Here is a 12,871-nt window from a genome sequence, read left to right as displayed (position 1 = left end):
ACCGCGCGCGACGTTTTGTCGGCCGCTCTCAGCCGCGCGGCGCCACTGCCGGTGTCGCCACCGCGAGCGTAGAGGTCGGCAGTGCCTGTGGCGCCGGACAGTGGCTCGGGTCCTGTTGCGTTTGCGCCAGCCATTGATCGATGGGCCCGCCAAGCAGGTCCAGCCGCAGTGGCAGGCTCAGATGGTTTTCGTCGGGCAACTCGACGTAGTGCGCGCGGGGGCTGGCCAGCGCCAGCGCACGCCCGTGTGCGACCGGGATGTGCTGATCGGCATCGCCATGCAACAGCAGCACGCAGCTGCGGGTGTCGGCCAGGGCGTGCGCGACATCGACGTGGTCCAGATCCAGCTGGAGTTGGCTGTCGGCGGCAGCGATCACCGCATCGATATTCTGGTCGGCATAGCGCCAACGTGCATAGGCGGCCACCGCCTGCCCGCGCCAGCCGTTCGGTTGGCTGGTGAGCAGGTGCGGCACCATGTCGCGGATGCCACGCCCGGCATTGGCGAAGGATTCCATCGCTACCACACCGGCGACGCGCGGCCCAAGTTTGTCGGCGGTGAACAGCGCGGTGGCAGCGCCATAGGAAATGCCGAACAGATACAGCGGGCCGCGGATTTCGCCGCGCGGCTGCAGCGCATCGAGCACATCGATCACGTCATCGGATTCGCGTGTGCCGTAACCGGATGGGCCACCGCCGGAATGGCCGTGATTGCGCAGGTCGATGGTGATCACCCGGTAGCCGGCCTGCGCCAATTCCAGCGACCATGGCAGCAGCGAATCGCCATCCATCATCCAGCCATGCAACAGCACCACCGTGCCGCGCGGCGTGGGTGGGGTGGCGGTGGGCACCTTGAAGCTGAAATCGACATCCAGCACATGCGCCGGATCGTTGCGCTGGCCGAGATAGCGGTACTGCATGGCGTACTGGCCGGGGTCGATGGCGCGCCAGAAGATCGGCACCTGATCGCGCGTCACCACATGCCCGCTGCGGTTGGGCACCGTGGCGATGGTGGCGGCGATGCGCTCCTCGTCCAGCAACGGCGATACGCCACCGGGCGCAACCAGGCGCTCGCTGAGCGAGGTCGAGGACGAAGAACAACCGGCCAGCCACAGGCAGGCGCAGGCCAGCAGAATCAGGCGCATCATGGCGAGAGATCAATGGATGAAACGGTCGAGCAGGCTACGGCCTGCCCGACCCGCGCATCTACCGCATTACAGTGACAAAACGATGACAGCCTGCAATGTGTTCAGCCGCGGCACCCGCGCTCAGCTGCCTTGGCTGCAACGATTCCCCACTCCCGATTCCCCATTCCCGGCGGGCCAACAGCCCGCCTTACACCTCACGCAACGCCGTGGTGATCGGGAGCCGCGCCGCCCGCAATGCCGGGAACAGCCCGCCGACCAGACCGATGCCCAGCGCCCATTTCAGCCCGCTCCACAACAGCTCCGGCGAGACCTTGAACTGGAACACGATCTGGCTGAAGTTGTTGCCCAGCGTGGACACGCTATAGCCGTTGAACACCGCCCAGGCGATCAGGCCACCGAGCAGGCCGCCCAGCAGCGCCAGCAACATGGTTTCCAGCATCAGCGCCATGATCACCGGTGTGCCGCGAAAACCGATCGCACGCATGGTGGCGATCTCGCGCGCCCGCGTGGCCACCGCCGCATACATGGTGTTGAGCGCGCCGAACACCGCGCCCACCGCCATGATCGCGCCGATCACCGTGCCCAGGATGCTGATCAACTTGTTCAAGCCGCCGCCTTGTTTGCCGTAGTACGCGCGGGTGGTTTCCACATCCAGCTTGAGCCGCGGGTCGGCGGCCATGGCGGTCTTGAACTGGCCAAATCCAGCCTTGCCCGCAGTGCGGACGCTGATCGATTGATACGCGCTGCGGTTGTAGGTGGTGGCCAGCGTCTGCGCATCGGTCCACAGCTCCGAATCGTGCGCATCGCCGGAGGCGAACACGCCGACCACGGTCCATTGCTGGCTGCCGAGGGTGAGCGTCTTGCCCAGTTCCAGCCCGCGGAACTGATTCAACGCGCCCTTGCCGACCACGATCTCGCGCAGGCCGGTGGTGAAGCGGCGTCCCTGCACGAGCTTGACCTTGTCGTGCACCGCCCAGGCCTGTTCGCCCACGCCACGCACTTGCGCGTTGACGTCGGTGCCATCGGATTTGGAGGCGATGTTGACCACTTGCGAGAGCTCCGGCGACAGCAGCGGGCGGCCGTTGGCATCGGCGGCGATGCCGGGCAGGCTGCTGATCAGCGGCACCAGGTTGCGGGTGATCACCGAGTTGGTTTCCGCCTGCGAGCCGCCGCGCAACACAATGGCAGTGGTGTCGTCGCCGGTGTTGTTGAGCGTGGCCTGGAAGCCCTGGCCCATCGCCAGCATCGCCACCAGCACGCCGACCACGCCGGCAATGCCGACCACGATCACCGAGCTGGCACCCCAGCGTTGCGGCAAGGTGGCGATGCCGATACGCGCGGCGGCCAACGACAGCCGGCCGCTGCGTGTGGCCACCAGCCACACCGCCAGCACGACGGCGATCACCAATACGCCGATCCACGGCAGCGCGATCCACACGCCCAGCCCGACGGCCAGCAACACGACCGACACCAGATTGACGAGACGGTTCTTCCATTTGGTTTGCATGTGCCTGCTCCTGTCAGCGGCCGGCGAGGGCATCAACGATCTTCAAGCGCTGCGCGCGTAGCGCCGGCAGCACACCCACCACGATGCCGATGCCGGCCATCAACCCCAGCCCGACCAACCAGGTCTGCAGCGGCACGCTCTGTACCGGCATCACTCCGCCGCTGCGTGCGGCCACCGCCGGGATCACCAGCGCTGCCAGGCCCATGCCGACCAAACCGCCCAGCCCGATCAACAGCACCGATTCGACCATCACCAGACTCAACACGGTGCGGTCCTGAAAGCCCAGCGTCTTGAGCGTAGCCAATTCCGGAATGCGTTCGCGCACCGCTTGGGCCATGGTGTTGCCGGTCAGCAGCAACAAGGTGAAAAACACCGCCGCCATGATCGACGTGACGATCAACCCGATATCGGCGAACTGTTTGATGAAGGCCTGCTGGAAGGCCGATTCGGTCTGCGACTTGGTTTCGTGATCGGAGTTGGCCGACAACGCATCGATTGCCTGTGCCACCCGCGAGGCCTGGTCGGCATTGCGCAGCGTCACCGTGTACCAGCTGACCTTGCTCTTGATGTAGTCATTGGACTCGTCGAAGTATTTCCAGTTCATCATCAACTGGCGTTCCTGATTGGCCGCCACCGTGCGGTCTTTCATGCGAAAGATGCCGACCAGTTTCAACGGCCAATCGTTGCTGCCACCGCGCGGAAAGATGGTGGCCTGCAACGGGATGGTGTCGCCGATCTTCCAGCCATTGGCCTTGGCCAGGCTCTCGCCGACGATGGCACCGGTGCGCGTGGTCTGGAAAGCCTTGAGCTGGTCCTTGGGCAGCTCGTATTCGCTGTAGACGTCGAAGAAGTTGGGCGCCACCGAAAAGTTCGGGAAGAAGTTCTTCGGGTCGCGATAAATACCGCCGAACCACATCGCCGAGGTCACATCGCGCACGCCCGGCACGCTGCGGATCTGCGATTCCAGGCTGATCGGCAGCGATTGGGTGATCGACAAACGCGAAGCGACCACCAGCCGATCCACACCGCTGACGTTGCCGCCGGAGGTGAAGGCCACGCGCACCGAATCGAGCATGCCGAACAACAAGAATGCCGCCACCACCGACAACAGCGTCAACAAGGTGCGGGTCTTGCTGCGGAACAACTGCGCCCATACCAACGAGAGATACTTCATGGCATCACTCCTTTAGGGAAGCTCTGAACAACGCACCATAGATACGCGACACTACCCGCCTCATGTTGAGGAGTAATCCATGCAACTGACGTTCGGCGACGCTGAAGGCCTGGGCAAGCGCAAGCAGACCCGCCGGGAGATCTTCCTGGCCGAGATGGAGCAGGTCGTTCCGTGGCAGCACTTGCTCGGTCTGATCGCACCGCACTATCCGGTGTCGGGACGCCCTGGTCGACAGCCATACGCACTGGCGACGATGTTGCGGATTCATTTGCTGCAGCAGTGGTATGCGTTGAGCGATCCGGCGATGGAAGAAGCGTTGCACGAGATCCCGATCTTGCGGAGGTTTGCCCAGCTCGGTGGCTTGGACAACGTTCCGGACGAGACCACGATTTTGAACTTTCGGCGCCTGCTGGAGACCCATGGCCTTGCCGCGCGGATGCTGGACGCGGTCAACGCGCATCTGGCACGCAAGGGCCAGAGCCTGCGGTCGGGCACGATCGTCGATGCGACGCTGATCGCTGCACCCAGTTCGACCAAGAACGCCGATCACGCGCGCGACCCTGAAATGCATCAGACCAGGAAGGGCAATCAGTGGTATTTCGGGATGAAGGCGCACATCGGCGTGGATGAATTTTCCGGGCTGGTGCACCACGTCCATTGCACAGCCGCCAATGTCGCCGACGTCACGGTGACGCACGCATTACTGCATGGCAAAGAAGACAGCGTGTTCGGCGACAGCGGCTACACCGGTGCGGACAAACGCGAAGAACTGCAGACCTGCAAGGCTGCATTTTTCATTGCCGCCAGGCCCTCGACGCTGCAAGCCATCGGCAACAAACGCGAGCGTGCTCGGGAACAGCGTTGGGAACACTTCAAGGCCAGCGTGCGCGCGAAGGTGGAGCATCCGTTCCGGGTGATCAAGCGCCAGTTCGGTTACACCAAGGTCCGCTATCGCGGCCTGGCCAAGAACACCGCACACGTGCTGACCTTGTTTGCGCTCTCCAATCTGTGGATGAAGCGAAAGCAGTTACTGCCTGCCATGGGGAGCGTGCGCCTGTAACCCGGGGAATTCCCATGGAAAGCGCCAGAAATGGCGAAAATCCTAAAATCCAAACGCGACTCTCCGGAACGATGCGACATTCCGCACTCTCAGGCCTCGTTGTTCAGACCTTCCTTAGAGCACAAGCGGCGCGTCGGCCAGCTCGCCCTTGTCCAGATGGATGGTATGGGTGGCGTACTCGGCGGCCTTGGGGTCGTGGGTGACCATCACGATGGTCTTGCCGTGTTCGCGATTGAGTTCCTGCAGCAGGCGCAGAATTTCTTCGGCGTTGTGGCGATCCAGATCGCCGGTGGGTTCGTCGCAGATCAAGAAAGTAGGGTCGGACACGATCGCGCGCGCAATCGCCACGCGTTGCTGCTGGCCGCCGGATAACTCGCTGGGTTTGTGGGTGCGGCGTTCCTGCAGGCCGACCAGGGTCAATGCAATTTCCGCATTGCGTTTGCGTTGCGCAGCATTGAGCGAGGTGAGCAGCAAGGGTAGCTCCACATTCTTCTGCGCGGTGAGCATCGGCATCAGGTTGTAGAACTGAAACACGAAGCCGACGTGGTGACTGCGCCAGGTCGCGAGCTGGCCGCCACTCATGCGGTCGATGCGCTCGCCTTGAATCTCGATCTCGCCACCGCTGGGGCTGTCCAGGCCGCCGATCAGATTGAGCAAGGTGGTCTTGCCCGAACCGGACGGACCCATCAATGCGACGAAGTCGCCGTTGGCAATGTCCAGGTCGATGCCATGCAACACCTGCACCTGCTCGGGGCCGCGTTGGTAGGTCTTGGTGATGTTGCGCAAGCTGACGAGAGCGGTCATGGCGACTCCTGGCGGTGCAATGGGAAGAGTGAGGGCGGTGCGGCATGGCGACTGCGATTGCATGAAGCGGCACGGCGAAGATGCGATGGCTGTGGCGTTGTAGCGCAGTGCAACGCGTTGCGATAAAAGACGCGAATCCAGAACGAAGCGCTCGATTGCGTCTGGCGGCGACGCCCGAGCGTTTTATTTCTGCAATGACCGATAACGAGGTTCGATGCGGATCAAGCTCGACATCGTGTTCCTTGGTGCGTGTTCACTGCGCTTGTTCATCCGCAGCGCTATCCATGCGCAGCAACGTGCATATACAACTGGCTGCCGAGGTGGGTGCCGTGCTCCCCTGAGCGGCGTCGCTACCCACGTTTTACCGCAGTGGTCGTTCCGTTACTCGGCAGCGTCCGGTTCTGCTTCCGCCACCGTGTCGCCGTCTTTCAGGCTTTGCGGTGGATCCAGCACCACGCTGTCGCCTGCACTCAAACCCGATAACACCTGGCGGTCCTCGCCCATCACCATGCCGGGAGTGACCGTCTGCGCGCTGACGGTGTTGCGCTCGCCCACCACGAACGCCACCGTGCGCGTGTCGCGTTCGACCAGCGCGGCCGCCGGCACGCGTACGCCCTGCGGCTTGCTGGCTTGCTGCGGTTTGGCCTGTTCGAGAAAGCTCACCCGCACGCCCATCTCCGGCACGATGCGCGGGTCCTTGACCTTGAACGCCACGCGCACTTTTACCGTGGCCTTGCCGCGGTCGGCGGTGGGAATGATGGCGATCACTTCGCCGGGAATCTTCCATTCCGGGTAGGCGTTGAGCACCGCTTCCACCGGCATCTTCGGCTGCACGCGGCCGATGTAGGACTCGCCGACTTCCACCTCGATCTCCAGCGATTCCATATCCACGATGGTGCCGATGCCGGTGCGGGTGAAGCCGCCGCCGGCCGACAACGGCGAGACGATTTCGCCGGGCTGCGCAGCCTTGGCGGTCACCACGCCGGCAAACGGTGCACGGACCACGTTGAAGTCCGAGCGGATCGCCGAGATTGCCAGCTGGTCGGAGGCCACGCGCACATTGCGTTGCGCGTTTTGCAGCTGTGCGCGCAAGGCGTCGCGCTGTGCGGTGGCCTGCTCGTACTGGGAGCGTGAGACCAGTTGCGCGCCGACCAGCGATTGCAGCCGCGTGGCATCGGCATTGGCCACCGCCAGTTGCGCCTGCATGTTGTCGACTTGGCTGCGTGCGGCAGACAGTTGCGATGCAGACAGCGTGCGCTGTGCTTCGGCATCCAGCGGGTCCAGCGTGGCCATCACCTGGCCTTGTTCGACACGCATGCCTTCTTCGATCATCACCTCGCGCACCTTGCCGGTGACCTGCGCCGACACCGTGGCCATGCGCCGCGCCACCACGTAGCCCGACGCATCCAGCACCGAGGCGCTGCTGCTGCCGGCGCTGATCGCCACCACCGGTGCGGTCTGCACCTTCGCCACCGGGCGACGGGTGAACCACCACGCCGCAGTTGCCAACAGGATCACGATGACAACGGTGGCGATAATCCAGCCACCGCGCCGTGCAGGCTCAGGGGCGGCAGGACGCTGGCGGTCGATGCGGAGTTGCTTGAGTAGATCGGCGGAAGTATTCATCGATGACCAGGACGGGATGCTGCGCAAAATGTGACGGGCCGCAGGCGGCGCCGCAAGCTGCCGGAAGTCACCAACACAGCTGCGGCGACGAACGGTCGTGCGATCCAACGCTACTGCAAGGTGCTGCGCAGCATGCGACCACGGCGGCGTCGGCCACCAGTGACAGCTGTCACCTGCACGCCATGACAGCGGCGACTGGCCGCGCTCGCAGTGATGGGTCACGCTGCGCCATCGTCATGACTGCCGGAATCGCCATGCTCTGCGTCCACCTGCACTGCCTGTACGTGCCGCTCGCTGTTTCAAGGGATTGCCATGTACCTGCGCAACCGGGCGCTGCAGATGCATGAGACCGCTCGCCCGCAGCGGCCCGTTGCCTCGCCTCACGCGGCGGGCCCGGCAGTGACAGAATCCGATCACTCACAGGGACCCATCCCGATGCGCTTATGGCTTCCCGCTTGGCTTCGCCCCGCCGCCAATTCGCAGGTTGCCGCGCGGCTGGCGCAAGGCCAGTCGCCGTGGATGGATGGCGTGCACCTGCTGTGGTCGAGCTGGGTGTTCGTGGTGCCGGTGTTTTCCTCGCGCGGGTACGACAGCACCTGGCTGCTGTGCACGCTGCTGTCCTATCCGGTGTTCCTGCTGCTGAACGCGCGCATGTTGCTGGCGCCGCGCGGCACCCTGTATCGCTATGCCTGGGCGATGGGCGTGCTCAGTGCCGCGTTGTTGCCGGTGTATCCCTCCGGCATCAGCTATTTCGTGTTCGCCTGTCTGAGCTTGCGCCCGTCCACGCGGCATGCGGTGTGGCGACACTTCGCGATGCTGGTGGTGATGAACGCGCTGTACCTGGGCTGGGCGCACTGGCTGGGGATGCGCCTGCAGTCGCTGGTGTGGCTGCCGGTGTCGGTGCTGGGCATGGCTGCGGTTGGGGCTGTCTACAGCATCAACGAACGCAAGGACGCGTTGCTAAGGCTGTCGCAGGACGAAGTACGTCGATTGGCCGCCACCGCCGAGCGCGAGCGCATCGGGCGCGACCTGCACGATCTGCTCGGCCACAACTTGTCGTTGGTGGCGCTCAAGTCCGATCTGGCCGCGCGCCTGATCGAACGCGACCCGCAGGCCGCGCGCAGCGAGATCGATGCAGTGGCGCAGATTTCGCGCGATGCCTTGGCGCAGGTGCGGCGTGCGGTCACCGGCATCCGCGCCGTCGGGCTGGTGGCCGAGCTGGCATCGGCACGCGTGTTGCTGGACATGGACGGCATCGTGCTGGAACACCAGCTGGAAGCGCTGGCATTGCCGCCCGAACACGAAACCGCACTGGCCCTGGTGGTGCGCGAAGCGGCCACCAATGTGCAACGGCATGCGCAAGCCAGACGTGTGTGCGTGAGCCTGCGCGCGCAAGGCGAGCAGGCGGTGCTGGACATCAGCGACGACGGGCGCGGCGGTGTGATCGTGCCCGGCAATGGCCTGGACGGCATGCGCACGCGCCTGCATGGACTGGGTGGCGCGCTGGAGGTGGAGGCCCTGCCGCGCGGCATGCGCCTGCGCGCCAGCGTGCCGTTGCCACGCCCCACGCTGGCACCGGCACTGCCGCCATTGCCGGTGCCGCTGGTGCCGCAGTCGCGTTGATTGCACCTGCGCCGACTGCACCTCACTCAATGCACGGCATGCGCCACGGCTGCTATCGTGCGCCACCGTTGTCTGCAGACGAGCGCGCGCGATGATCCGGGTGTTGTTGGCCGAAGACCAGGCGCTGCTGCGTGGCGCATTGGTCGCCTTGCTTGGACTGGAAGACGATATCGAGGTGGTCGGCAGTGCAGGCGATGGCGAAAGTGCCTGGCGCGAACTGCAACGCCTGCAGCCGGACGTGCTGATCACCGATATCGAAATGCCCGGGTTGACCGGCCTGGAACTGGCCCAGCGCATCCAGCGCCAGGCGTTGCCGGTGCGGGTGATGATCGTCACCACCTTCGCCCGCCCCGGATTTTTGCGTCGCGCGCTGGATGCCGGCGTCGCCGCGTATCTGCTCAAGGACGCGCCAGCCGAACAACTGGTGAGCGCGCTACGTCAGGTGCAACGCGGCGGGCGAGTGATCGACCCGCAACTGGCAGTGGACGCGTGGGTGGAAGCCGACCCCTTGAGCGAACGCGAGCGCACCGTGTTGCGGTTGGCTGGCGAAGGCCGCTCGGCCAGCGAGATCGCGCAACAGCTGCAGTTGTCGCATGGCACCGTGCGCAACTATCTGTCCGAATGCATCGGCAAGCTGGGGGTCGCCAATCGTATCGAAGCGTATCGGTTGGCGCGGCAGAAGGGCTGGCTGTAACCAGTGAGTGGATGCACTGCGGTGTCAGCGAGCGCAACGCTGGATGGCATTGACCGTGCAATGCCGCGGATCGATCGTGCGCTGCCATAGCCTGCAGCTATTCCAGACCATGTCCAAGAGCGGCTAACAAAACGACTGCCTCACTGCCAGGCGGGCATAGTCGGTACTGGGTGCGGCACATACCACTCGTGCGCTCCGGTTCTGATCGCACCGTCCGCATCCAACTGACGACTGCTCGCCGCGATTTTTCAGCCAACCTAAAAAGCATGTCGCACGCACGCAGGTACACTGCCGAACGAGTGATCATCGCGAGCGAACTGCATGAAATATCTGTGGCTGTTGGGTCTGCTAGTTGCCTGCACATTCAATGCATCCGCCGAGCAATTCAAGATACTGGTGGCGGCCATTCCCAACCAGTATCACCACGACTATATCCCGGTGGCCAAGCCGCAGTTCGAAGCGATGGCGCGCAAGCATTGTGTCGAGCTGGTATGGGCGTGGAATGCCAAGGCTTTCGATGGCGATCTGTCGCAATACGCGGCAATCGTGCTGCTCAATACGCCGGCCACCGATCTGGATCCCACCCAACGTGCGAACTTTCAAAAATTTGTGCGCAACGGCGGCGGCGTAGTGGCGGTGCACAAGGCGTTTGCGATCAAGCGCGGCGAGTGGGAGTGGTACGACCATCTGATCGGCCGCTCGTTCCGCACCCATCCGTACATGCAGACTGCGATGGTGGATGTGGTGGACGCCAACTTTCCGGCCACTGCCGGCCTGCCCAAACGTTGGGTGTGGACTGACGAATGGTACGAGTACGATCCGCCTTACAGCGATGACCTGGTCACGCTGCTGACGGTGGACGAGACCAGCTACGACCCCACGCTGATCTGGCCGGGCCAGGTCGCCAAGGGCATGGGCAAGCAGCATCCGGTGGCGTGGTATCACCACTTCGAAGGCGGCCGGGTGTTCGCGACTGCGCTTGGTCATCTGGCCGAGGCATACAACGACCCGCGCTATTTAGATCATCTCTATGGCGGGATTTACTGGGCGGCGACTGGCAAGGGTATTGAAGCGCGCGTGCCAGCTACCGAATCAAAACGCTAGCGCTGAGCCATGAGCCCCTCTCCCCTCGGGAGAGGGTTGGGGTGAGGGTACGGGCGAAGCCTCGCAATCCTCATTTTCGCGTGGCTTCGCCCGTACCCTCATCCGCCCCTGCGGGCACCTTCTCCCGACGGGAGAAGGGCTCAAGCGCCTCCCTCGTCGGGACCTCGTTTCCTTTCAAGAGCAAGTGAAATCAAGCCCCTCTCCCACCGGGAGAGGGGTTGGGGTGAGGGTACGTCCGCGCAGTGACATCACGCTGTGCAACACGTCTTCAACCACGCACCCACCCATCAACGCGCAGACCGCTCCCCTCGCGCCATGCTGGAAAACACACCATCCCGGCGCACCCACGCATGAAACAACGCTGCGCTCAGATGCCCCAGCACCGTGGCAAACAACAGATACGCCAACCAGCCATGCGCGCTACGCAACCAGGCGTACAACGCAGGATCGTGCGGTGCGATCGGCGGCAATTGCGCGCCAGGCCACAACACGATCGGATACGCACCGGCCGACAACATCGCCCAGCCGATCAGCGGCATGCCGAGCATCAACGCATACAGCAACCAGTGCGAGGCGATCGCAGCAGCTTTTTGCCACGCCGGCAGATCGGCCGGCAGCGGCGGCGGGCGGTTGCGCAAGCGGTTGATCAATCGCAGCACCGCAAGGATCAGGATCGTGATACCCAGCGGACGATGCAGATCGATCAACCATGGCCGCTGCGTGACCGAGGCCACCATGCCCACGCCGACGAACAACATGGTCAGGATCATCGCGGCCATCAGCCAGTGCAGCACGCGGGCCGGCAGATTGAAGTGGGTGCGGCTGCACATGGGTGGGCTCCCTGGCCGGTGGCGGCACTGCCTTGGCCGTTGGCGATTTCATGCTCGCGGCGATTGAACGACTGCGAATACACCGACGACCGCGCCGCCAGGATCGGGTCGTTCGATCCGGCGATGCCCTTGGGCAGAATCAGCGGGTCGTAGTTGAGATCGCGGCATGGGCCGCTGGCCTGCGGCTCGGCATGATCGATCGAGACGGTGCCGGCCACGAGTTGCTTGCGGCCTTCCGGCCACGGCTGCGACGGATCGTCCACCGCATCGCCCGGTTCGGCGATGGTCAGCACCATGTCCCAACGCAACGGTCCCTGCGCCAGACGCTGATCGAGATCGATGGCGAGAAAATCACCATCGGCCTTGGCACGCTGCTCGGCGCTCAATTCCTTGAACGGTGTGTGCGGACGCATCGACCAGCGGATGTAACGCTCGCTTCCGTCGGCGGCAATGGCGCGGAAGGAGTTCACCCCGTTGTACTGCGTGTTGGCCCAACTGTCCGACCACGGCGCGGTCTTGGCCCACTGCTGAAACTTGGCAGCTTCCGGATACTGCTTGCCGAACGCGGCCAGCTTGGCCGGGTCGGGTTTGCCGGTGGCCGGGTCCGGCGCGGAGGCCACATTGAGCGCCTGAAAACCGGCTGGTGTGGCCACCACGAAGAACGGAAAACTGTTCATCGCGGTGCGCCATTCCTGCCCGTCGTCGCTGCGCAACAGCAACGCCATGCTACGTACGCGCGCGGCACCATCGGCGCCATGCGGGTCGCCGCCGCCGATCGACATGCGCCCGAGCACCGGTGTGCTGTCTTGGCTGAAGATGCGTGCCGACGACAGCCAGGTCGCCTTGCCGCTGGCCTTGAATTCGCCGCTCACACACACGCCTTTGGTGTGCGCGCGGCGAAAGCCCGGATGCGGCGGTCCGCTGGATTCGATGGTGTCGGTCATGTGCGCGGCGGTGAGCCGGTCGCTACCGATCCAGCCGGCGGTCCAGGCGAATGCCACCGCGATGCCGCCGGCAATCGCAGCGATGCCGAGCAGCGGCGCCACAGCACGTGAGCGCTGCGGCGGTGGAGAGGGAGGTGGCACGTTCATGGCTGGCTCCGGTGGGCGATGCAGTGAGAGTCGATGCGGTGCGACGTGCGGCTCAGTGCTCGCCAATCCCGCTTGAAGTGCGGCGCAGGTACGACCCGTGGGCGAATAGTCCACGCTTCAGTGCGTCTACTGTGTGATGCCGCCACCAAAGCGGCCGATGAATGATCCCGATGACGGGCAATGGCGCAGCGTGCTGAGGGCATTACGCCTTCGA

General features: G+C 64.2%; 11 protein-coding genes and 1 other RNA gene. 5 read left to right on the top strand and 7 right to left on the bottom strand.

The genetic code is table 11. The features are described 5' to 3' along the window. Positions 1–28: 28 nt before the first annotated feature. The 3 genes from NDY25_RS08765 to NDY25_RS08755 form a co-directional block, all read right to left on the bottom strand. Positions 29–1,144, bottom strand: a complete 1,116-nt coding sequence (locus NDY25_RS08765) for an alpha/beta hydrolase family protein (protein WP_168959800.1) — start codon at positions 1,142–1,144, stop codon at positions 29–31. Positions 1,145–1,331: 187 nt separating this feature from the next. Beyond that, positions 1,332–2,651: an ABC transporter permease gene (locus tag NDY25_RS08760; RefSeq protein WP_168959799.1), complete on the bottom strand. Its 1,320-nt coding sequence runs from the start codon at positions 2,649–2,651 to the stop codon at positions 1,332–1,334. Positions 2,652–2,664: 13 nt separating this feature from the next. Beyond that, positions 2,665–3,825, bottom strand: coding sequence for an ABC transporter permease (locus tag NDY25_RS08755; protein ID WP_168959798.1), 1,161 nt, complete (start codon positions 3,823–3,825; stop codon positions 2,665–2,667). A 79-nt stretch (positions 3,826–3,904) separates the two neighbouring features. Here NDY25_RS08755 and NDY25_RS08750 point away from each other — a divergent pair, with 79 nt between their 5' ends. Further along, positions 3,905–4,885 carry an IS5 family transposase gene (locus NDY25_RS08750; protein WP_256627481.1) on the top strand — a complete coding sequence of 327 codons (981 nt, stop codon included), beginning with the start codon at positions 3,905–3,907 and terminating at the stop codon, positions 4,883–4,885. A 114-nt stretch (positions 4,886–4,999) separates the two neighbouring features. On the opposite strand, the gene NDY25_RS08745 is transcribed toward NDY25_RS08750, so the two are convergent. Both NDY25_RS08745 and NDY25_RS08740 read right to left on the bottom strand, forming a co-directional pair. Then, entirely contained in the window at positions 5,000–5,689 is a 690-nt protein-coding gene (locus tag NDY25_RS08745; RefSeq protein WP_006448816.1) for an ABC transporter ATP-binding protein, read from the bottom strand. A gap of 381 nt (positions 5,690–6,070) precedes the next feature. Continuing rightward, positions 6,071–7,315: an efflux RND transporter periplasmic adaptor subunit gene (locus tag NDY25_RS08740; RefSeq protein WP_168959595.1), complete on the bottom strand. Its 1,245-nt coding sequence runs from the start codon at positions 7,313–7,315 to the stop codon at positions 6,071–6,073. A gap of 435 nt (positions 7,316–7,750) precedes the next feature. Between NDY25_RS08740 and NDY25_RS08735 the strand changes: the two genes are divergently transcribed. From NDY25_RS08735 to NDY25_RS08720, 4 genes are all read left to right on the top strand, one after another. Continuing rightward, the gene (locus tag NDY25_RS08735; protein ID WP_256627884.1) at positions 7,751–8,938 is read left to right on the top strand and encodes a sensor histidine kinase; all 1,188 of its coding nucleotides are present in this window, start codon (positions 7,751–7,753) and stop codon (positions 8,936–8,938) included. Positions 8,939–9,029: 91 nt separating this feature from the next. Next, entirely contained in the window at positions 9,030–9,632 is a 603-nt protein-coding gene (locus NDY25_RS08730; RefSeq protein ID WP_074056481.1) for a response regulator transcription factor, read from the top strand. 177 nt (positions 9,633–9,809) lie between these two features. Then, positions 9,810–9,886: non-coding RNA, sX9 sRNA (locus NDY25_RS08725), on the top strand. Positions 9,887–9,953: 67 nt separating this feature from the next. Then, a complete protein-coding gene (locus NDY25_RS08720; RefSeq protein WP_168959594.1) occupies positions 9,954–10,736 on the top strand; it encodes a ThuA domain-containing protein in 783 nt (260 codons plus the stop codon). A 287-nt stretch (positions 10,737–11,023) separates the two neighbouring features. On the opposite strand, the gene NDY25_RS08715 is transcribed toward NDY25_RS08720, so the two are convergent. Further along, complete coding sequence (locus NDY25_RS08715; RefSeq protein WP_251755177.1) at positions 11,024–11,566, bottom strand: cytochrome b; 543 nt, start codon at positions 11,564–11,566, stop codon at positions 11,024–11,026. Further along, positions 11,515–12,657 (bottom strand): catalase family peroxidase, encoded by a 1,143-nt coding sequence (locus tag NDY25_RS08710; RefSeq protein ID WP_251755179.1) that lies wholly within the window; start codon positions 12,655–12,657, stop codon positions 11,515–11,517. The genes NDY25_RS08715 and NDY25_RS08710 overlap by 52 nt, the downstream gene beginning before the upstream one ends. Positions 12,658–12,871: the final 214 nt, after the last annotated feature.

The organism is Xanthomonas hortorum pv. pelargonii (assembly GCF_024499015.1).
GTDB lineage: Bacteria > Pseudomonadota > Gammaproteobacteria > Xanthomonadales > Xanthomonadaceae > Xanthomonas > Xanthomonas hortorum_B.
The sequence above is the reverse complement of the archived record's forward strand: the minus strand, read 5'-3'. Positions and strand labels throughout refer to the sequence as shown.